At 44.6% G+C, this 19,623-nt stretch carries 17 protein-coding genes; 1 reads left to right on the top strand and 16 read right to left on the bottom strand.

All coding sequences use genetic code 11. The annotated features are described in order from the left end of the window. The 4 genes from K7887_RS01530 to acpS all read right to left on the bottom strand — a co-directional run bounded on the left by K7887_RS01530 (window position 1) and on the right by acpS (window position 3,339). Window positions 1–282 carry a CopG family ribbon-helix-helix protein gene (locus K7887_RS01530; protein WP_010195162.1) on the bottom strand — a complete coding sequence of 94 codons (282 nt, stop codon included), beginning with the start codon at window positions 280–282 and terminating at the stop codon, window positions 1–3. A 145-nt stretch (window positions 283–427) separates the two neighbouring features. Next, window positions 428–1,597 carry an alanine racemase gene (gene alr / locus K7887_RS01525; protein WP_223491882.1) on the bottom strand — a complete coding sequence of 390 codons (1,170 nt, stop codon included), beginning with the start codon at window positions 1,595–1,597 and terminating at the stop codon, window positions 428–430. Window positions 1,598–1,787: 190 nt separating this feature from the next. Beyond that, window positions 1,788–2,810, bottom strand: a complete 1,023-nt coding sequence (locus K7887_RS01520) for a LolA family protein (protein ID WP_223491881.1) — start codon at window positions 2,808–2,810, stop codon at window positions 1,788–1,790. Between the two features lie 163 nt (window positions 2,811–2,973). Further along, window positions 2,974–3,339, bottom strand: coding sequence for a holo-ACP synthase (gene acpS, locus K7887_RS01515; protein WP_223491880.1), 366 nt, complete (start codon window positions 3,337–3,339; stop codon window positions 2,974–2,976). Between the two features lie 118 nt (window positions 3,340–3,457). Between acpS and K7887_RS01510 the strand changes: the two genes are divergently transcribed. Then, window positions 3,458–4,171 carry a rhomboid family intramembrane serine protease gene (locus tag K7887_RS01510; protein WP_223491879.1) on the top strand — a complete coding sequence of 238 codons (714 nt, stop codon included), beginning with the start codon at window positions 3,458–3,460 and terminating at the stop codon, window positions 4,169–4,171. 35 nt (window positions 4,172–4,206) lie between these two features. Here the strand turns inward: K7887_RS01510 and K7887_RS01505 are convergent, their stop codons facing one another. The 12 genes from K7887_RS01505 to K7887_RS01450 form a co-directional block, all read right to left on the bottom strand. After that, window positions 4,207–5,703 carry a PH domain-containing protein gene (locus tag K7887_RS01505; RefSeq protein ID WP_223491878.1) on the bottom strand — a complete coding sequence of 499 codons (1,497 nt, stop codon included), beginning with the start codon at window positions 5,701–5,703 and terminating at the stop codon, window positions 4,207–4,209. Then, window positions 5,693–6,172 (bottom strand): PH domain-containing protein, encoded by a 480-nt coding sequence (locus K7887_RS01500; RefSeq protein WP_223491877.1) that lies wholly within the window; start codon window positions 6,170–6,172, stop codon window positions 5,693–5,695. Before K7887_RS01500 ends, K7887_RS01505 begins: the two co-directional genes overlap by 11 nt. A 73-nt stretch (window positions 6,173–6,245) precedes the next feature. Further along, window positions 6,246–7,217: a UV DNA damage repair endonuclease UvsE gene (uvsE, locus tag K7887_RS01495; RefSeq protein WP_223491876.1), complete on the bottom strand. Its 972-nt coding sequence runs from the start codon at window positions 7,215–7,217 to the stop codon at window positions 6,246–6,248. 433 nt (window positions 7,218–7,650) lie between these two features. Continuing rightward, window positions 7,651–9,168: a degradosome RNA helicase CshA gene (locus K7887_RS01490; RefSeq protein WP_223491875.1), complete on the bottom strand. Its 1,518-nt coding sequence runs from the start codon at window positions 9,166–9,168 to the stop codon at window positions 7,651–7,653. Window positions 9,169–9,460: 292 nt separating this feature from the next. Next, the gene (locus K7887_RS01485; RefSeq protein ID WP_223491874.1) at window positions 9,461–10,822 is read right to left on the bottom strand and encodes a UDP-N-acetylmuramoyl-tripeptide--D-alanyl-D-alanine ligase; all 1,362 of its coding nucleotides are present in this window, start codon (window positions 10,820–10,822) and stop codon (window positions 9,461–9,463) included. A gap of 264 nt (window positions 10,823–11,086) precedes the next feature. After that, entirely contained in the window at window positions 11,087–12,157 is a 1,071-nt protein-coding gene (locus K7887_RS01480) for a D-alanine--D-alanine ligase (RefSeq protein ID WP_223491873.1), read from the bottom strand. A 497-nt stretch (window positions 12,158–12,654) separates the two neighbouring features. After that, window positions 12,655–14,850: a beta-propeller domain-containing protein gene (locus tag K7887_RS01475; RefSeq protein WP_223491872.1), complete on the bottom strand. Its 2,196-nt coding sequence runs from the start codon at window positions 14,848–14,850 to the stop codon at window positions 12,655–12,657. A 136-nt stretch (window positions 14,851–14,986) separates the two neighbouring features. Further along, window positions 14,987–15,613, bottom strand: a complete 627-nt coding sequence (locus tag K7887_RS01470; protein WP_223491871.1) for an NAD(P)/FAD-dependent oxidoreductase — start codon at window positions 15,611–15,613, stop codon at window positions 14,987–14,989. A gap of 15 nt (window positions 15,614–15,628) precedes the next feature. Beyond that, window positions 15,629–16,492, bottom strand: coding sequence for a hypothetical protein (locus tag K7887_RS01465; protein ID WP_223491870.1), 864 nt, complete (start codon window positions 16,490–16,492; stop codon window positions 15,629–15,631). 15 nt (window positions 16,493–16,507) lie between these two features. Then, the gene (locus K7887_RS01460; protein ID WP_223491869.1) at window positions 16,508–18,928 is read right to left on the bottom strand and encodes a heavy metal translocating P-type ATPase; all 2,421 of its coding nucleotides are present in this window, start codon (window positions 18,926–18,928) and stop codon (window positions 16,508–16,510) included. Window positions 18,929–19,021: 93 nt separating this feature from the next. Further along, complete coding sequence (copZ, locus tag K7887_RS01455; protein ID WP_010195133.1) at window positions 19,022–19,228, bottom strand: copper chaperone CopZ; 207 nt, start codon at window positions 19,226–19,228, stop codon at window positions 19,022–19,024. A 12-nt stretch (window positions 19,229–19,240) separates the two neighbouring features. Then, window positions 19,241–19,576 carry a metal-sensitive transcriptional regulator gene (locus tag K7887_RS01450; protein ID WP_223491868.1) on the bottom strand — a complete coding sequence of 112 codons (336 nt, stop codon included), beginning with the start codon at window positions 19,574–19,576 and terminating at the stop codon, window positions 19,241–19,243. Window positions 19,577–19,623: the final 47 nt, after the last annotated feature.

Genomic DNA, 19,623 nt, shown 5'->3' with positions numbered 1-19,623 from the left:
TTACCCCCCGCTTACTAAGCGTTCAACCGTATGCTCCGCCTCATATTCAGCCAAAAAAGCTTCAGATGCAATGTTTAGATTGATTTTAGACATTTCCATGTAGCCACGTCTCATGGACTCGCGAATCTGACGCTTTTTGCGCTCGCGAAGATACATCTTTGTTGCTTGAAAGATTAATTCGTTTCGATTGCCGTTTTCTTGTTTTACCAAACCATCTAATTCCGACACTAAGTTTTGAGGTAATCGAATCAAGATTTCAGTTGTTGCGCTGGATTCAGACACAGCATACACCTCCAAGAACTACAGACACATAATACTATTCCATATTCCATAATACCATCATTGCCGATAATTGCAAAGTCCATTTAGCGAATTCTTCTCTATTATCACTATATAAACCCTTTTTTATGCAGAAAATTACCATTTACTATTCTAATGGTTTGTCTTGCAAATAGTTTCTCACTTCCATTATACTCCCATTACGCAAAAACATGCGGGGCACACGGTAGCTGATCATACACGGCACCTCGTAGTTAATGGTGTCAAGCTTGGCAGCCACATCGTTCGAGCTGATCTTTTTGCCGTCCTGTTCTCCTATAAGCGTAACCTTGGTTCCAATTGGAAGTTCATGGGGCAATTTAATCATAAACTGGTCCATGCATATTCTTCCAACAATTGGTGCGAGTTTCCCATCTACAAGAATGTTCATTCCTTGCAATTTTCTAATCCATCCATCCGCATAGCCAACCGGCACCGTTCCGATCCACTCTTCTTCTTTCGTGGTGTAGGTAGCCCCATAACTGACGCTTTCTCCAATGGATAGTTTTTTTACATGTACAAGTTTGGTATGAAGGGAAAAGGCCTCTTTTAGCGGAAAAGGCAGTTCTGGTTCCATTTCCGGTGATGGCGTTAATCCATACATCGCTATCCCAACACGCACCGCATTGAAGATCCTTTTTGGAAACCTTAGCGTTGTGGCACTGTTTCCGCAATGAATCATTGGGATGCTGTATTGATTTGTGATTTGATCTAACAATGCGTGAAACCTTTCAAACTGATGTTCCACATAATCCGTTTGCAACTCATCTGCGGTAGCAAAGTGGGTGTAAATCCCTTCAATTTGCAGGTTAGCGGCTTTGTCAATCCTCTCTAGTATTTGGGCGACTTCTTCTTGTGTTCGCGCCCCGATTCTTCCCATCCCAGTATCAAGCTTCAGGTGCAGTTTAACCGATTTCGTGCCCTGATATGCAGAAGTCGCTTCTTCCACCCATTCTTTTTGAAAAACGGTGAGTGTGATATTCTCTTTCGCAGCAAGCGGCAGGTCTGAAACCCTTGAAGCACCAAGCACAAGGATCGGTGCCGTTATTCCTTGCTGCCTTAAAGACATCGCCTCATCCAAAAAAGAAACAGCAAGATACTTCGCACCAGCTTCCAACGCCACGTTTGCCACTTGCACATCTCCATGCCCATAAGCATTCGCCTTAACGACCGCAATTACCGTGACATCCTTTGTCACATGCTCCTGTATCGCCTGCACATTCTCATAAATACAATCCAAATCTACCTCAACCCAAGTATCCCGATGAAAGCTCGACATCTTCCTTAGCACTTCCTTTACCTATCTACAACCTCAAATTAATATGTTCCTATCATAACGAAAAAATCCCCCAAAGTCATGTGAAGAAAGCCCCTTCGACACGGAGGGCGAAATTCCTGTGAGGGTCTGACCCCTTTTCACAAAAAAATATACAGGCCCGTCTGCAACGGGCCTGCTGGTTGGTGTTGAACTATTTGATGGCTGCGCCTTGGACGGAGCGTGCGACCATGAGCATTTCTTCTTGGGTGAGGTCTTTGGATGCTAGGGTGAAGTCTACGCCTTGGTAGGTCCATGTTAGGCTGTTTTCTGTCATGGCACCGACTGTGAAGCCAAGGTCTGCCGGGTTACCATTGACAAGCTGGGATGTCGGAACCTCCGAGTTACGCGCCTTCTCTTGGATCAACGTAAAGGTCTTCGTGCCTTCATACGTCATGACGACACGTTTTCCGTTCGCTGTTTCCACGACGGTTTCTTCTTTAAGATCCGTACCGGCAGGCGTATCAAGCGGTGTCATAGCCGAAAACTCATCAGACTCTTCTGTAACAGGTCCAGATGCAGGCAACTCCAGGCTCGCACGGGCACCAGTCATGTTCTTTTTCACATCAAAAGCATCAGCGTCAAAGCTTGCATCAAATTTGAAGTCAGAAAACTCCACTAGCACCAATGGCTTTTTATCCGGGTCCATTACCTTCACAGAAACAGGTGACAAGTCTTTCTTGCTCAGAGTAATTTCCTGAGTCGGAAGAAGCTTATTATTTTGATAGTTTGTTTTCGTTTCAAATACATAATGTTCTTCTGTAGCGGTGAATGTTGCTTCCGGATCATTTTTGATATCATTCACAAGCGATTCGAACAGATAGGCTTGGCTGCTGTTTTGCGGCCATTCGCTGTGGAAGCGGAAGCTCTTGTTCAGCGCCGGCGTTAAGACAAATACACCTTCGTCATTGCGGATGATGATCTGGCTTTGATCCTTTTCCGCATTTTTCAAATTCACTTTGTAAAAGTTCGGTTTGTTATGCCCGATTTGCACCTCGTACACTTGTGGCTCCGCGCCAGTTTGAAGGGTCATTTTTGCATTCGATTCATACCCCTTCATCTCTTCTACTTTCGCACCAAGAGAAGCTGTTACATCTTCTTTCGATTTCGTACCGCACCCTGCGAGAACAAGGATACTCACAAGGCCAACCACTACCAATAGCCATGCTTTTCTCAAATTATTCATCCCCTTTGCCTTCATTACATGATTATCTTAGAGAAAAGTGAGAGTGCAGAGATACCGGACCATCCCTCCAGACGCAGGTAGGCTGAACCTCTACTTGTACACCTTGTCTCCTTTCTGAACTATGTATATGAGCCAGTTTCGGGGATTATGCAGACTAGCTTGACAAGCTTTCGATAATTACTTGCGCGATGGCATACTTCTCACTGTGGGATATGGACAAATGGACATTACCGTCTGTCATTTCAGGCTCGGAAAAGTACGGTTTCCCTTTTTCTGTGGAAACAATAGTCATGTCCTGAAAACTGAGATCCTTCCCTATTCCGGTTCCTTTCGCTTTGGAAAAGGCCTCCTTTGCAGCAAAACGACCTGCGAGGAACTCTACTTTTCGTTTTTCACTTAATGATAAGAACCTCTCCTTTTCTAGCGGTGTGAGGATACGATTCACAAAGTTAGGCTGGCGGTTCATCAATTTCTCGATGCGGGCAAGCTCCACAATGTCGATTCCAGTTCCGATAATCATACTTTGACCAACCTCCTTCATATAGTAATGATATATTTTCTGATTCTCCTAAAAAGACTTTTAGGTGCTAACATGATAATCTGAAAAGAGCTAATTTAAAGAACAAGGGGTGAAGCGGATGTTCGTCCGAACGGAAAACTTTCGTACTTTTAGAAGATTATATCCTATTATTACCACAATTGTTGCCATCCACCTTATACTTTGGCTGGTTGTACAATTTTCTCCAACGCTCTTAAACCTTACCATCGGATTCAACCTGTTTATATGGCAAGGAGAGTGGTGGCGGCTGATTACCCCTATTTTCCTACATGCCAGTCTGACTCACTTCTTATTTAACTCCCTATCGCTCGTCCTGTTCGGACCTGCCGTAGAGCGGATGCTGGGAAAAGCGAAATTTATTACCTTCTATTTGCTAGGTGGAATTCTAGTCAACGTTGCCACCTTACTATTAAAACCTGACATATACAGTCATCTTGGGGCTTCGGGTGCCATTTTTGCGATTTTCGGCCTCTATTTTTATATGGTGTTCTTACGACCAGACCTATTGGATAGAGCAAATTCACAAGTTATCTTGACCATTTTAGGAGTCGGGCTTGTGATGACCTTCTTGAACTCCAATATCAATGTTATCGCGCACTTATTCGGATTCTTTGCCGGTACCGTGTTAGCACCCTTCTTCCTTGGAAGAGGGCCTGCGACATCACCTAGATCCTTGCGCGCCATATTCCCGAATATCGGCAGACCGAGTGCACCACGGAGCGGAAAGCAAAATATTTTTTGGATCGTCTTAGGCGCATTAGTGCTTTTCGGCATTCTTTCAAGATTTATGTAATTCCATTTTAAAAAACAAAAGCAAGGGTTGTCACATCACATGACATCCCCTTGCTTTTTTTCATAAGAATACCACTCGTAAATCTGTTCGCCGTCTTGCTGCTCCACATCCACCACTTGAAAATTCTTCCCTCCAAGACCGGTTTTAATGGCAGCTTTGATCGTAAAAAGCTTTCTTTTTCCCTGAAAAAAAGACTCCCGCAGCTCAAAAGATTGAATTCTTTTTTTCCGGACAAGGACAGTGTTTTTACTTAAATGGCGATAAGAAAGTTGAAGCTGCTCATTTTCCATCGCCCAACCCGCAGCCTTATATTGGCTGTAACCTAGCAATCCGGCAACCGCCACCGACAAAAAGGCAAGATATCCATACGGTTGAAAGAAATAGGCGATCGGAATGGACAGCAGCGCTGCCGGTACCATTAAGCGGATAAGATATCGAATCACCGACCTCTTCGGAAGACCGTGAACCTCTTGTGTAAGAAGGTAGGACGGGACAAACTCCTTCAAATGAGCTTCCACTTCGGAAACCTTCAACAACGGAAAAAGGATCGTGGAAAAATCAGACTCTTTTCCTCCCGAGCTCCCTGCACTCTCCACATAAACGGTCGCATATCCGAAAGGTTGTCTTAGGATATTTTGTGAAATTCTAATTGCTTGTATTTTTTTCAAGGAAATCGTCAATTGCCGCTTTTCGATGATCCCTCTCGAAATCTGAAGTTCATCATTTTGTTTGGTGACAGTGAAATTCCCGTATTTAAACATGGTCATCACAATAGAGATGAGCCACGACATAAACAATACAACAAAAACGATTGAGGCAATGAAATACACACTTGTCTGCAAGACCATCCCGAAACGGTCGATGATATCCTCATATGGGACAATTTGATCGAATTGTGATGTGAACGCGATAACCGCTGACAGCACTACACCGATCCCTCCGGAAGTTGTTCCCACAATAAAAAGTGTCTTCCAAGATGCTTTATATGTTGGCTTTTCTACAGGCTCCTCGTTTGGTTCCTGCTGAATCGGCAGCTTCGGTCCATAGACCTCTAAGTTTTCTCCCAGCGCTTCCGCTTTATTTTTGTAATACAATAAAGCTTCCCTCAGCCTGCTTGCCTCATCCTTTGTAACAGCCGTCAAACTTGCTTCCGCTTCCGTTCCGCCACCAGCTGTTTCGATTTGCACCTTCACCAAACCAAAGATCCGCTGGATAATTCCTTCCGAAGTATCCAAGGTTTGAATTCTTTCTTGCGGGATGAACCGGCGTTTTTTCACGAAAACACCGTATTCCATGCGCAGCTCACCGTCTTCTATCCAATAGTAAAATCGATACCAAGAGATCACACCGATTGCGATTAATCCTGCAAACCACAAGACCATTACAGCTATGTAAATAATCCCGAAAAAACCTTCCCCCGAACTACTTCCAAAGAATACGAAAATAATAATCGGAAACAAAAGCTCACGCAGTTGTTTGAAAAAAGCTACAACGATGGCGGCAGGATGCATCCTCTTTTTCTCAGACATCATCTTCTGTCACCCTCGCAAGCCTTGATATGTAATCCCTGACTTGATCTGCCTGCTCTTCATCGAGAGCCGGTATTTCATGAATGGTTGCCGCGGTTGAAATCAGTACCGTGGAGAGGTGGAATTTTTTCAAAATTGGCCCCTGACGCGTATCAACGTGCTGCACACGAACCATCGGCACCAACGTTCTCTTTTTTATAAAAATGCCATGCTGCAAGTCAATTTCATGTTCATGCACTTCAAAACGCCAGCGCTTCCACTGCATCGACGGAAAAATAATGACGGTAAATATGAAAATCAGTACAAAAAGAACCCCCGCAATTAGCAGTGTCCACCAAGGGAATTCGAAGGAACGTTGTATAAACCAAAATCCTACAAAAAGCAGGACGTAAAATATGGAATTCAGTGCGGCGGAGATCCTCCATACCGACAACGCTTTTCTATCTATCATCTGTTTAGGCTCCGGCCTCATTTGCTCTCCCTCCAAATCACATTCTAGCTGTCGCTTTTCCTAGTATACTATGGATGCCCTCTGTTGGAAAATTCTATTTAATTTTGAAGGACGCCCCATCAATTATCTCTATTTCAGGATAACTTTTCATCTCTTCCATAAGCTGAAAAAGTGCCTCATCCTTTTTCTTCGCCTCAATCATACAATTGATTTCCGGCACACTTCCTTTGATGCCTTGGAGGAAATCCATAAACATTTTAGGGTCCACATAATCGGCATGGGCACGGAAGTTCTTCTCGTCCCTCGGGCTTGAAATATGCATTTTCACAGGCAGCGGTGAATGCTCCCACGTTTGCACTACCCTCTCCCAATCCTGCACCCATCCTTCTGCTTCCTCCTCAAAATGCGCAAGGTGATGATGGTAATCAAAAACGAGCGGTACATTGAGTTTTTCACAAACATATAAAGCATCCCGCAAGTGGAATGTCGTATCATCATTTTCAAGAATCAGCATTTCCTGAATTGGCTGCGGAACAAGCGCAAAGTTATGGATAAATTGCTCCAGTGCCAACTCCCTGTCATCATAGCCCCCACCTATATGCAGAACACAACGGTGCTGGGTGGGAACCCTCATTCCTTTTAAAAGAGAGCGATGCATACTGAGCGTCTTGATGGTCTGGTTGATGATTTCCTTTTTCTTAGAATTGAGCAGCACAAAATGATCCGGGTGAAAGTCTACACGCATCGGGTTCTCTTCGATATAGTCACCGATTTGGGACAGGATTTCTTTAAGAGGCCGCATGAACTTCCAGTCTTTCACCTCTTCATGGTTTGCGAGCGGAATCAGTTTGGAGCTGAACCGGAAAAAACGAATATCATTAGCGACATTGTGCTTGAGGAGACGCAGGCAATTTTCCAGGTTTTCAATCGATATGCGTTCAAGCTTTGCGATTGCCGCTTCCCGGTCCTTAAGTTTACTGAACTGGGCAAAGGTCATCGTTTTGGACGGGGAAGCGTTAGTAAGCTGCACGCTCATGGCGACGTAGCCGAGTTTTACGATGGTCATGGTGGTGCGGGCCCTCCTTTTGGTTAGGATTTGTTTAGAGGTAGTATGCCCAAGTGAGGGGAGATTTGTTCTTTTTGGGGGTGGGGTGTTGGGTTCTCAAGGATGGGGAGGGAGTTGGTTGAAAATTAAGGGAACTGGAATTTATATGGGTTCTATTGGACAGTTTACCCGGATTGTGGGGTTGTTCGGGCGTATAGAACCGTTCTATTGGACATTTCAGCCCGATTTGGTGGTCGTTCGGGCGTATAGAGCCCCTCTATTAGACATTTAGCCCGGGTTTGGCGGCTGTTCGGGCGTATAGAACCCTTATATTTACAGTTTTCACCACTATGATAAAGTGCTTAACCCCCCAACCCCCACCCACAACAAAAAAAGCCCGAAAACCAACCGGTTATCCCAGTCAGTTCTCGAGCTTCTGCAAGTTAAAAGTTAATTATACGCGCTCTTTACGAGAAGAACGTTTGTAGCCTTGGCGCTTAGCGTTTGCGTCTCTTGAACCAGAACCGCCGCCTGGCTTGCCGCCACGGCTATCGGAGCGTTTGTTCCAGCCGCCTTTACGGTCGCCGCTCTTTCCGCCACCACGGTTACGGTCGCCGCCACGGCCACCACCACCGCCGCCGCCTCTTCTTGAGTGCATTGGTGCTTCTTCCGTAAGACGGATTGGAGTTTCGTCCGGCTCTTTAGTGAACAATTTTAGAGCTGCAGATACAAGTGTTATTGCATCGTGCTCTTCTAATAATTGTTCCGCTGCATTGCGGTAGAAACCAAGGTTTTTCGCTTCAACAGCTTGCGTTAATTTTTCCATGGACATTTTTTGTTGGCCTTCTAGTGCTTCGTCTAGAGTTGGTGCCTTCAATTTATCCATTTTACGTTTTGTTACGCGTTCTACATGGTGCAAGTAGCTAACTTCACGAGGGCTAACGAATGTGATCGCCAATCCGCTCTTACCAGCACGACCTGTACGTCCAATACGGTGAACATAGCTTTCAGGATCTTGTGGGATGTCGAAGTTGTAAACGTGTGTTACACCAGAGATGTCAAGTCCACGAGCTGCTACGTCTGTTGCAACAAGTACATCGATGGAACCTTCTTTAAACTTGCGAAGTACGCTCATACGCTTCGCTTGAGAAAGGTCACCGTGAATTCCCTCTGCAGAGTATCCGCGCACGTTCAATGCGTCAGATAGCTCATCTACACGGCGCTTTGTACGGCCGAAGATGATAGCAAGCTCTGGAGATTGAATGTCAAGAAGACGAGTCAATGTGTCAAACTTCTTCTTTTCCGGAACTTCCACGTAGAATTGTTGGATGTTGGATATTGTTAGTTCTTTCGCTTGTACCTTTACATTTACAGGCTCGCTCATGAAACGCTCAGCGATTGCACGGATTGGTGCAGGCATTGTAGCAGAGAAAAGTAATGTTTGTTTCTTTTCTGGTGTTTCAGCAAGGATTTTTTCGATATCCTCGATGAATCCCATGTTCAGCATTTCATCTGCCTCATCAAGAACAACCGTGTTCACATTCTGAAGACGAAGAGTCTTACGGTTGATATGGTCAAGTAAACGACCTGGAGTACCAACTACGATGTGAGGGTTCTTTTTCAATGAACGAATCTGTCTGCTGATGTCCTGTCCTCCAAATACGGAAAGAACACGAGCACGTTTATGGTAAGAAGCTTTATAAATTTCTTCAGCAACCTGGATAGCTAATTCACGAGTCGGTGCGATAACGATACCTTGAATGGAGTCGTTTGTCACATCTACATTTTCAAGCAATGGAAGACCGAATGCAATCGTTTTACCTGTACCTGTTTGAGCTTGACCGATAACATCTTTACCAGTTAATGCTACAGGAATCGTTTCCGATTGGATAGGGGTAGCTTCTTCAAACCCCATTCTGTCGATAGACTTCATGATATCTTCTGATAAACCTAATTCTTTAAATAACGCCAAATTATTCCTACTCCTTTATCTATACAAATTAATAAATTAGGCACGCGGCTGAGCGCTTGCCTAATCTTTATAAGTAGACATATTAAACACATTACCTGTTATCATAACACTTTGGCTACTAAATAGCAATAAAGGTTAATGCCAACTTATAGGAGGTTACGCTTTCAATCGCGCTCCTCTGCCGAATATATCGGCAAAATATTTTTCTTTCCGTACCAATTTAAGTAATTGCAGAACGCTTACTATTAATTTTCTCTTTTAAAGAACTTTGTATTCCTTTGAAAAGAAAGAATTACTTGATACCTTCAATAACTTCTTCTAATTTCATGCCCCGTGATCCTTTTACCATCACCACATCACCGGATTCTAAAAGCGGCAGCAGTTCGCGGGTTAACTCTTGCTTGTTCATGAACGGTTTAACACGAGAAGATTCCATCACTTCTTGGGCACCTTTTGCGATCTCCATGCCGAGGGCACCGAAAGTGAAGACATAATCCACATTCTTTTCTTTTACATATTGCCCAATTTCATGGTGAAAAGTCTTTTCCATGTCACCGAGTTCCAGCATATCACCAAGCACGGCAATCTTTTTCCCGTATCCGTCGAGGCTGCCCAACAAATCCAGTGCTGCTCTCATGGAAGTAGGACTTGCGTTGTAGGCATCATTAATGACCGTCCAGCCGCCGGAAGTCTCCACCACTTCATTCCTCATACCAGTGATGACAAGTTGCTCCAAGCCTTTTTTCCTATTTTCCTCAGACACACCGAAAAGCTCTCCGACGATGATGGCAGCAAGGGCATTTGTCACATTGTGGGCACCAAGTACCGGGATGAAGTACTCTGTTTCTTCTATTATAAAATGAGTGCCTCTGCCTTTTAACATAATGTCCTTTGCCTGATAGTCATTGTTAGCCTTCAAACCAAACGGAATAACGTTGGTCTTGCCTCCAACTCTGTCTGTCAAAAGCGGCTCATCTCCATTGATGATTAGCTTGCCATCTTGCTTAAGGCCGGCAGCAATCTCAAGTTTAGCTTCCGCGATCCCTTCACGAGAACCAAGGTCCTGCATATGAGACTCCCCGATATTTGTGATAACGGCAGCGTCAGGCTTCGCAATGTTAGAAAGCAATTCGATTTCTCCGCGGCCACTCATCCCCATTTCCAACACTGCTACTTCCGTATCCTCCTTCATAGAAAGAATCGTTAGCGGCAAGCCAATATGGTTGTTGTAGTTTCCAGCCGTCTTATGCACGCGGAATGTTGTTTCCAAAACAGAAGTGACCATATCTTTTGTGGTGGTTTTGCCGTTACTTCCGGTGATCCCCACAACTTTCATACCGATTTCATTCCGATAACTGCTTGCAAGGTGCTGCAATGCTTCGATGGTGTCATCCACAAATATCAGGTTTAGGTCTGCTGGTGGTTCTGGTTGATCTTTTTGCCAGAAGGATGCCACAGCACCTTTTTTCTCGATTGCGTCGCGGACGAATGCATGGCCGTTAAAATTCTCTCCGATAATCGGTATGTACAATTTCCCGCTCATGTCTTCACGTGTATCTTTTGAAACGCCCTCTACTACGATGTCTCTGTATTCGGAAGAGATCGGCTGGCCTTGCGCCATTTCTTGTATTTCTTTAAGTGTTCTTTTAATCATTTTGGTTGTCCCTCCTATTCTTTTTACACAGAGAAGGGGCTGACATCACTTGTTTAGACCTTTTCTCGTGATGACCCAACCCCTGCCTGTTTATCTGCTTATTGTGTGTTTCGTTTAACTCCCTGTATATTTCCGTTCCAGGTGTTCGCTTTCCACGGGACTATGCTTGATCCTCCTCGGCTTCGCCTGCGGGGTCTCAACCAACCATTACCCCCGTAGGAGTCTCACACCTTGCACTCCCATTTACTGGAGAAATCTCTTTTATTAAAATGTATGCTTAATTTTTTGTTTTTCTGCGTGGCGTTGTTGTGCGTATCCTACTAGTTTTTCGATTAGTTCTGGGTAGGACACATCAGTATGCTGCCATAATAATGGGAACATGCTGAACGGAGTGAAACCAGGCATCGTGTTGACTTCGTTAATATACAGTTTACCCTCTTTTGTTAAAAAGAAGTCTGCGCGCACAAGGCCTGCTCCATCGATTGCTTTAAAAGCAGTGATCGCCATTGCTCTTACTTGCTCATAAACCTCATCACTGATCTCCGCAGGAATGATCATGGCCGTATCGCCATCTTCATACTTTGCTTTGTAATCATAAAATTCGGTCTTAGGAGCAATTTCTCCAATCACAGAGCATTCCGGCTCATCGTTACCAAGTACGCCAATCTCGATTTCACGGGCACCTTCCAGGCCTTGCTCCACAATGATTTTGCGATCATAGTCGAACGCTTCACGGAAAGCTGTTTCCAGTTCTTCGCGGTTTTTCGCTTTACTGATCCCAACACTTGATCCTAAGTTTGCAGGCTTAACAAAGCATGGATACCCAAGCTCAGATTCTACTTTTTCATATGTTGCATCTGCAGCCTTTTCCCATTCAGAACGAAGGAAGTGTACATAGCCCACTTGTGGCAGTCCTGCTTGGTCGAAAAGGTTTTTCATGATAACTTTATCCATTCCAGCAGATGATGCCAACACACCATTTCCTACATAAGGAAGGTTTAAAAGTTCCAACATTCCTTGAACTGTTCCGTCCTCTCCATTCGGTCCATGTAATAGAGGGAACACGACTGTTTGAGTCTCTTCCGTATCTTCTTCGTTAGTCAATGCTAGAGGTGCGATGGTTGTGCCGCCCTCTTCCAGCTTTAATTGGTGTACGCTCTCTGCTGGCCCGTTCAACAAGCCGCCCCGCTTCCATTCGCCTGATTCCGTTATGTATAACGGATATACTTCAAATTTATCTGTATTTAAAGCCTTTGTCACAGCCAATGCTGTTTGTAAGGAAACTTGATGCTCCGCTGATTTCCCGCCGTATAATAAATGCAATTTTGTTTTCATATTGCTTCCCCCTCAAAGAGATGATCTGTTTTATATTTTAGGTATTTTATACTTTATGTCCTTACTTCAATTATTTCATTATAGCACCTACATACAAGAATTCGAAACTGCTTCGTCCATTTAAGTAGGTGGAAAAGATAAAATCTTTTTCCTTAATATATGAATGTCATTCCACAGGCGTGTAGAGTGCAAACCTAAATGCCTAGATTATTTTCGACAAGTTTCTTTTCCTAGGAAATAAAATGCCGGCGAATCTTGTCATTATTTCCTGCATTTTTGTAAAAAAAAGAGAGCGGGGTGAGTCGCTCTCTCAAATCATTATTGGTGCATGATCGGGTTGATTTCCGTTCCATGCGCTTCGCTTTCCATGGGCGGTCCGGAAGCCTCCTCGGGCAAGCCCTGCGGGGTCTTCCCTGTCCCTTCCTCCCATAGGAGTCTGCGCGTCTTCCACTCCAATCAACCTGATTTTTGAATAATTCAAGTTTCTCTTCACTCTACTACCATGTAATTTTTGTCGCCTTTACTTCTTTTGGTGTAACCGTGTAAAGGTGGTCATCGATGTAGAGAATACGTTGGACCATGTTCTCCCAGTCCTCGTATAGGGTATTTTCTGGCTGATGCGATATTTTGGTGTGCAAGGTGAATCCTTTTTCCGGGTCGATCCCATATACCATCGCCCCTTCAAAATCGAGACGGTAGCTACCATCCTTTTGGTTTTCTTTATACTTGGTAATTGGAAATGCAAAAACATCCTTATCTTTATTGAAAAGAAGTGCTTTATGATCGTGATTTAATGGGGAATGGGTAGATTGCCCGCCGATAATCTCTGTATGTTTTTCCAGAGGATTTGTCGGGTCACTCACATCAAACAAGGATATTTTCACTCCGTTTGTCATCACTCTTGTTCCCCACTGATCTTTTTCCAACTTCGTATCATACCCAAAACCAATTAGATGATTTTCATCATAAGGGTGCAAGTAATTACTGAATCCAGGTATTTTTAACTCACCAAGCACTTTTGGCTCAGCAGGGTTACTCAGGTCAAAGACGAAAAGCGGATCTACTTCCTTAAACGTCACCACATATGCTTTATCCTGCATGAAGCGGACAGAATAGATACGCTCGCCCCTTGCCAGGTCCTCTACGCTGCTGACCACATTCATACTTTCATCCAAAATAAAGAGGTGGTTGCTTGACGGCGAGTTTTCATCCCATGCCTGCCCTTTGGTTGCTGCCACTCGGAAATGTCCTTTATATTCATCCATGGAAAATTGGTTTAAAAGATGACCCGGGATGGCTCCATTGGCCCGGAATTCCACACTCGTGCCATCGACGGCAAATTTATAAACTTCCGTACTTTCATTATTCGCCCAGTTCGGCCCATACCCATAGTTCGGCACCGCGACATACAGGTTTTCTTTTGACATATAAATCTGATTTCCACTGCCGACATAGGTTGTAATGGACGCATCCTCTTGTGGTTGGTTCAAATTGATGGAGGCTATGGTCATAAAATTATCTTCTGTGGAATCAGGGAAATAACGGATATCCTCATATGGAACCCCCTCCATTTCTCCTTCTTCCTCCCCCTGTGTATCGGATACCCGCGGTCTCAAATCTGCCTCAGGGTGCTCCTCAAGCATCCAAAAGTCTGCATACTTGTTCGTAATCAAGTAAACATGGTTTTCAATCTTCCTGCTGGAAACATAACCCCCTTCTAGGGTTACTGTTTTTTGGACTGTTGGGTTTGATCGGTCTGTAATATCATAGATGATAGCTTTCGTTGCCTCATGCATCGGCATGATCATATCGCCTTCACTACCCTTATATCCATACCCGTCATACACCATCTTTTCATCCCAATAATGACCGATGACCACTAACTGGTTGCCATCCAAAAACAGTTGGTAGGGATTAAAGTCTTTATATCGGAGCTCTGTCAGAACGGTCATTTCTTTTACAGGTTCCGCCTTTGTAATCTTCAACTTTTGGTCGGTTGTTTGGTAGATAAAGTCGCCATCTGTTTTGACAATATCCGCTTCATCCACTCCTTGAACCTGAACATTCGTTTCGGAGTGGCCGTCTGAACCACCGCTAGATTCACTTTCAGCGGCCATATCGGCATTTGCAGCTCCGTCGCTATCCTCAGAAGATGATGTTGATTCATCTCCGCTCCTACCAAAGCTAAAAAACTGTTTACTTTCTTCCCGCTCTTGCTTCATTTGTTCGAGAAGTGCGGTAAACAATGAGTTGAGCTCTTTGTTGGAAGTAACCGTCGGTAATTGTTTCATAGCAGTGAATTTTATTTTCTTTTGTTTTCCTAGCGTTTTGCCATCCACCGATTCAATTTCTCCGCTGATGTGAAGCTCATACGGTCCTTTACTTGGATCATACCCACCTTCTGGGGGAGATAGCGCGACAAAGTCTTCGTTAACTTCTAAGACGGTCTCCACCTTCTTGCCGTCCTTATCCGTCACATAGATCGACTCATTTTCCTTGATGCTTCCCTGCTTGAACTCTTTTGTAAAAGTCAGCAACCATTTTTTATCTGAGAGTACGGTTTGAGTGTCTTTTTCGGAGTAGGGATTGCCGGTGCCATTGACCGCAAAAGGTTCTCTTGATTGATAGATGAACGTAAAGATGACGGCCAGGCTTACTATAATAGAAGAAAAGATAATTACCTTTTTTTTCATGTAATTGCCCCCTTTTATACGGTTAGACGAGGCGGATGTAAAAAAGTTACATTGGAGGGTGGAAATGAAAAACAAAAAACCAGCGGACCATCAAACTCATCCGCTGGCTCCATGAGCACTACTACCACTCCACTTCCTATGCCATAACCTTCTCTTTCAGCTCATCAAGTCCGTAACGCCCGACAAACTTGGCAAATTGCTCTCGCTTTTTACCTTCTGCAGCATAAAGGTCTATCAATCTATCAATCATTCCATAAAGCGCGTCTTCCTCCAAACCGTCTGCAAACAATAACCCGGTTCTCGCGTCCAGTCCTTTCGCTTTGCCGCCGACATAAAGGTCGAATCGTTCACCGTGCTGTTTGATCACGCCAATATCATTGACCAGTGGCTCCCCGCATCCGACCGGACATCCCGTATAGGCAGGTTTCAAGGTGAAAGGAACCGCTCTCCCGGCAATGCGGCGGTTGATTTCCTTGGCCACAGGCATCCCTTCTTCTAGCTCTCCCTTACAGAAGTTGCAGGTGCGAAGGCTTTTGACATAATTGCCGACGGGATAGCAGCTGAGACCGACGCTTGAAAAGTCTGCCTTCGCTTCTTCCAACCTGTCTTCTGGAACATCGACATACAACTGCTGAAAGGTGGTGACTTCGAGCTCTTGATCATCTCCCATATAACGCGCAAGCATCAATAGCTGTTTACTATTCAACTTAGCCCCAAAGTCAATGCCCCCATTGACCGCAAGCTTAATCAGTTTTTCTCCCATTGCAACAAATCCCCTTTATTCTGTGATTTCCAACACATAAGGGAAGGCGTAAACTTTCCCGTCCAATTTGAATTCTGCCCATAGTTTATACATGCCAGGCTTGCTAAAGTGGGCCTCAAATACAGGCTTCTCTCCTTCGCGAGGATGCACATGGATAAACTCATCCAGACCTTCATCCACCACGACCACATGTCCTAGGGCACCAAGATAATCCTCAGGCTCTGCCCCATCTATTTCAAAAGAAAGGACCACGTTTTCTTTTACCGAAAAATTATTTACATCTAGCGTTACGGAATAGTCCCCTTGTTCCTTCGTCCATTCTGTTTCAGGTTCTAAATGGACATGTTCATCTTCATGACCACCATGCTCCCCTACCATCACCGGATGGGCTTCATTTACATACTCCAGCTCACTCGGCTTGATATCTACAAACGCCTGGTACATGCCTTCTTCCAGGTCAGCATTTGCAGTGAAAACACCATCAGAAACCTTTTCTGGATGTAAATGCTTGAATACCTCTATATCCTCACTGATTACAATTAGATGCATCAGTTTCTCATGACTTACTTCCAGTTCATCCATTGGGTTGCCATCAAGGTCTGTCAAGGTAATGGTCATTTCCTCACCATCCAGCTTCACGTCTGCTTGAACTTCACTAGAGGAGGATTCTCCTTCATGGTCGCCGTGCCCACCGTCATGGCCCTCTTCTTCATGTTCGCCATGCTCTTCTTCCTCACCGTGCGCCTCTTCACCCACATGCTCCTCATGACTGCCTTCATCACCTTGAGATACTTCATCACCTGCATAAAACGAATACGCCGTATAGCCTCCGACCACCAACAACAGATAAACAAGCGCAGATCCAATCCATTTTTTCATCGTGTTCCCACCTTATTAGAGTTTCACTTTTTGCAATCTTAGTGCATTCAATACAACCGATACCGAACTGAATGCCATCGCCGCTCCTGCTACCCATGGTGCCAAGAAGCCTAACGCTGCAATTGGAATTCCCATGGAGTTATAAGCAAATGCCCAGAACAGATTTTGTTTGATGTTAGTAATAGTTTTCTTACTCATGATAATGGCATCGGCAATGCTGTTCAGGTCACCGCGCATTAACGTGATGTCTGCTGCTTCCATCGCGACATCTGTTCCGGTTCCGATTGCCATTCCGATATCCGCTGTTACCAAGGCCGGAGCGTCATTGATACCATCGCCGACCATCGCCACTTTCTTGCCTTGCTTTTGAAGCTTTGCGACTTCTTCCGCTTTTTGTTCCGGAAGCACTTCGGCAATGACCTGATCAATTCCGGCATGTTGGGCAATTGCTTTGGCTGTACGTTCGTTGTCACCTGTCATCATGACTACTTCCAGACCCATATCCTTCAATCGTTTAACGGCTTGTATTGAAGTATCTTTGATTGTGTCTGCGACCGCGATAATGCCTTTGTACTCTCCGTTTACCGCAATGAGCATAGCCGTTTTCCCGTTCGTTTCAAGCTCGCGGACGGCTTCTTCTGCATGTTCGACAGCTACATGGTGCTTGTTCATTAATTTACGTGTACCAACCACCACTGTGTCTTCCCCTACGACCGCTTCAATACCATAGCCGGGTATCGCTTCAAATGAGCCCACAGAGCCAAACTCGATACCCTTTGCTTGGATTCCTTCGACAATCGCTTGCGCCAATGGGTGTTCAGATTGTTTCTCCGCTGCTCCCACCATTGCAAGGATTGTCGCTTCATCCTCACCAGGCTCCAGTTGTACATCTGTTAAAACAGGTGCCCCATTTGTCACTGTCCCTGTTTTGTCCAGCACAACAGTTGTAATGCGGTGGGTCTGCTCCAAGTGCTCGCCGCCTTTGAAAAGAATGCCAAGTTCAGCTGCACGGCCCGATCCCGCCATGATTGAAGTTGGGGTTGCAAGGCCAAGCGCACATGGACATGCAATGACCAGAACCGCAATCAAGTTCACCAGTGCTTGCGCGAAGTTTCCAGGATCGACGATAAAATACCAAACTAAGAAAGTCAGGATCGCAATTCCAACCACGATTGGAACGAAGATGCCCGAAATTTTATCTGCAAGACGTTGAATTGGCGCTTTGGAGCCTTGCGCCTGCTCTACAATCCGGATGATTTGAGCAAGGGCCGTTTCTTTGCCTACTTTTGTTGCTTTCATTTTCAGGAATCCGTTTTTATTAATCGTAGAACCATAGACGGAATCCCCGGTCTTTTTGTCGACTGGAATGCTCTCCCCTGTCAGCATGGACTCATCCACCGCTGATTGCCCTTCCACAATCTCGCCATCAACAGGAACTTTTTCCCCTGGCTTAACAGACACGATATCTCCTACAAGTACCTCTTCCAATGGAATCTCTATTTCTTTTCCGTCACGTAAAACAAGGGCTGTTTTCGCCTGAAGTCCCATCAATTTTTTGATCGCTTCGGAAGAACGTCCCTTCGCTCTCACTTCAAAAAGCTTTCCTAAAATAATTAGGGTGATAATAACTGCACTTGTTTCAAAATAAAGCTCGACCATATGGGCATCTGAACCGATTGAGTCAATCGATAAATACAAGCTGTAAACATACGCCGCTGTTGTTCCGAGTGCAACCAATACATCCATGTTCGCACTTTTATTTTTCAGCGCTTTATATGCACCCGTGTAGAATTGCCAGCCGATGAAAAATTGAACAGGGGTCGCAAGTGCGAGCTGTACCCACGGGTTCATTAGCATATCAGGCAGATAGATAAAAGAGGTAAAGGAAAAGTGACTCACCATTGCCCAAAGCAGCGGGATTGTCAGAATTAACGAGAAAACAAACTTCCCTTGCTGCTTATCCAATTCCTTTTGACGGAAGTTCTCGGCACTTTCGCTCTTCTCTACTTTTTCCGTAGCACCATAGCCTGCTTTTTCAATGCGGGCAATGATGTCCGCTGGCTTTAGCTTGGAAGGATTATATTCCACTGTTCCACTTTCTAAGGCAAGATTCACATTGGCTGAATTAACGCCTTCCATTTTCCCGAGCACCTTTTCAATCCGGCTCGAACAAGCCGCACACGTCATGCCGGTAATCAGAAATTCTGCTTTTTCTTTCACGACATCATAGCCAAGATCCTGGATTTTTTTCTCTATTTCTTTTTCAGATACCTGTTGCGGGTCATAGGTGACAGCTGCGTTTTCAAGGGCAAGGTTCACATTGGCCGTTTCCACTCCAGCCATTTTGTTCAACCCTCTTTCCACCCTTGTTGAGCAAGCCGCACACGTCATACCGGTTATCTGTAATCTGGTTTCTTTTTTCTTTTGATCACTCATCACGCTGACCTCCTTCATACCCACAGGGGGTATATTAGTTTCCAAATAAAACGTGCTGTTCTCGTAAGAAAAGCACGTATCTGACCAGATGGATTATGCTACTTCATAACCTTCTTCGTCGATTGTTTCCTTAATTTTATCCACTGTTACTTGCTCGCTTTTGTATTCTACTGCTACAGTCCCGGATGCAAGATCCACCTTAACTGAATTCACACCTTCAAGTTCCCCAACGCTTCCTTCAACCGCCTTTACACAATGACCGCAACTCATACCATTTACCTTTAATGTTACTTGTTCCATATTAATCTCCCCTTATTTCATCAGTCTTTTAACTGTTACTAACAGTTCATCTATCACTTCTGTATCACCATCTTGAATTCTTTCCACGATACAGGATTTCATATGTCCCTCTAAAAGCATTTTTCCAAGGCCGTTTAGAGCAGACTGTACTGCTGAGATTTGAGTGAGCACATCATCACAATAGGTGTCCTCTTCAATCAAGCGTTTAACCCCTCGCACCTGACCCTCGATCCGGTTCAAACGCGATATCAACGCCTTCTTTTGCTCTTCAGAATGGTGACTTTTCCGTTCACCTTTGTCTGTATGGCAACACTCTTCATTTACTATTTCAACTGGAAGGTTTTCCATCGTTCTTGACCTCCTATCCCTTATAAAGTAACATACCCCTATACGGT

It is taken from the genome of Sutcliffiella horikoshii (genome assembly GCF_019931755.1).
Taxonomy (GTDB): domain Bacteria; phylum Bacillota; class Bacilli; order Bacillales; family Bacillaceae_I; genus Sutcliffiella_A; species Sutcliffiella_A horikoshii_E.
Note: the sequence above shows the minus strand (reverse complement) of the source record. Positions and strands in the feature narration are given on the sequence as shown.

What these genes read in the sequence shown, in the direction of transcription:
- K7887_RS01480 (WP_223491873.1), bottom strand. Translation starts at nt 12,157, where the DNA reads ATGAAAACAAAATTGCATTTATTATACGGCGGGAAATCAGCGGAGCAT.
- K7887_RS01470 (WP_223491871.1), bottom strand. Translation starts at nt 15,613, where the DNA reads ATGGGAGAAAAACTGATTAAGCTTGCGGTCAATGGGGGCATTGACTTT.
- acpS (WP_223491880.1), bottom strand. Translation starts at nt 3,339, where the DNA reads ATGATTATCGGAACTGGAATCGACATTGTGGAGCTTGCCCGCATCGAG.
- K7887_RS01485 (WP_223491874.1), bottom strand. Translation starts at nt 10,822, where the DNA reads ATGATTAAAAGAACACTTAAAGAAATACAAGAAATGGCGCAAGGCCAG.
- K7887_RS01465 (WP_223491870.1), bottom strand. Translation starts at nt 16,492, where the DNA reads ATGAAAAAATGGATTGGATCTGCGCTTGTTTATCTGTTGTTGGTGGTC.
- K7887_RS01475 (WP_223491872.1), bottom strand. Translation starts at nt 14,850, where the DNA reads ATGAAAAAAAAGGTAATTATCTTTTCTTCTATTATAGTAAGCCTGGCC.
- K7887_RS01500 (WP_223491877.1), bottom strand. Translation starts at nt 6,172, where the DNA reads ATGAGGCCGGAGCCTAAACAGATGATAGATAGAAAAGCGTTGTCGGTA.
- K7887_RS01450 (WP_223491868.1), bottom strand. Translation starts at nt 19,576, where the DNA reads ATGGAAAACCTTCCAGTTGAAATAGTAAATGAAGAGTGTTGCCATACA.
- K7887_RS01505 (WP_223491878.1), bottom strand. Translation starts at nt 5,703, where the DNA reads ATGATGTCTGAGAAAAAGAGGATGCATCCTGCCGCCATCGTTGTAGCT.
- copZ (WP_010195133.1), bottom strand. Translation starts at nt 19,228, where the DNA reads ATGGAACAAGTAACATTAAAGGTAAATGGTATGAGTTGCGGTCATTGT.
- K7887_RS01510 (WP_223491879.1), top strand. Translation starts at nt 3,458, where the DNA reads ATGTTCGTCCGAACGGAAAACTTTCGTACTTTTAGAAGATTATATCCT.
- uvsE (WP_223491876.1), bottom strand. Translation starts at nt 7,217, where the DNA reads ATGACCATCGTAAAACTCGGCTACGTCGCCATGAGCGTGCAGCTTACT.
- alr (WP_223491882.1), bottom strand. Translation starts at nt 1,597, where the DNA reads ATGTCGAGCTTTCATCGGGATACTTGGGTTGAGGTAGATTTGGATTGT.
- K7887_RS01460 (WP_223491869.1), bottom strand. Translation starts at nt 18,928, where the DNA reads ATGAGTGATCAAAAGAAAAAAGAAACCAGATTACAGATAACCGGTATG.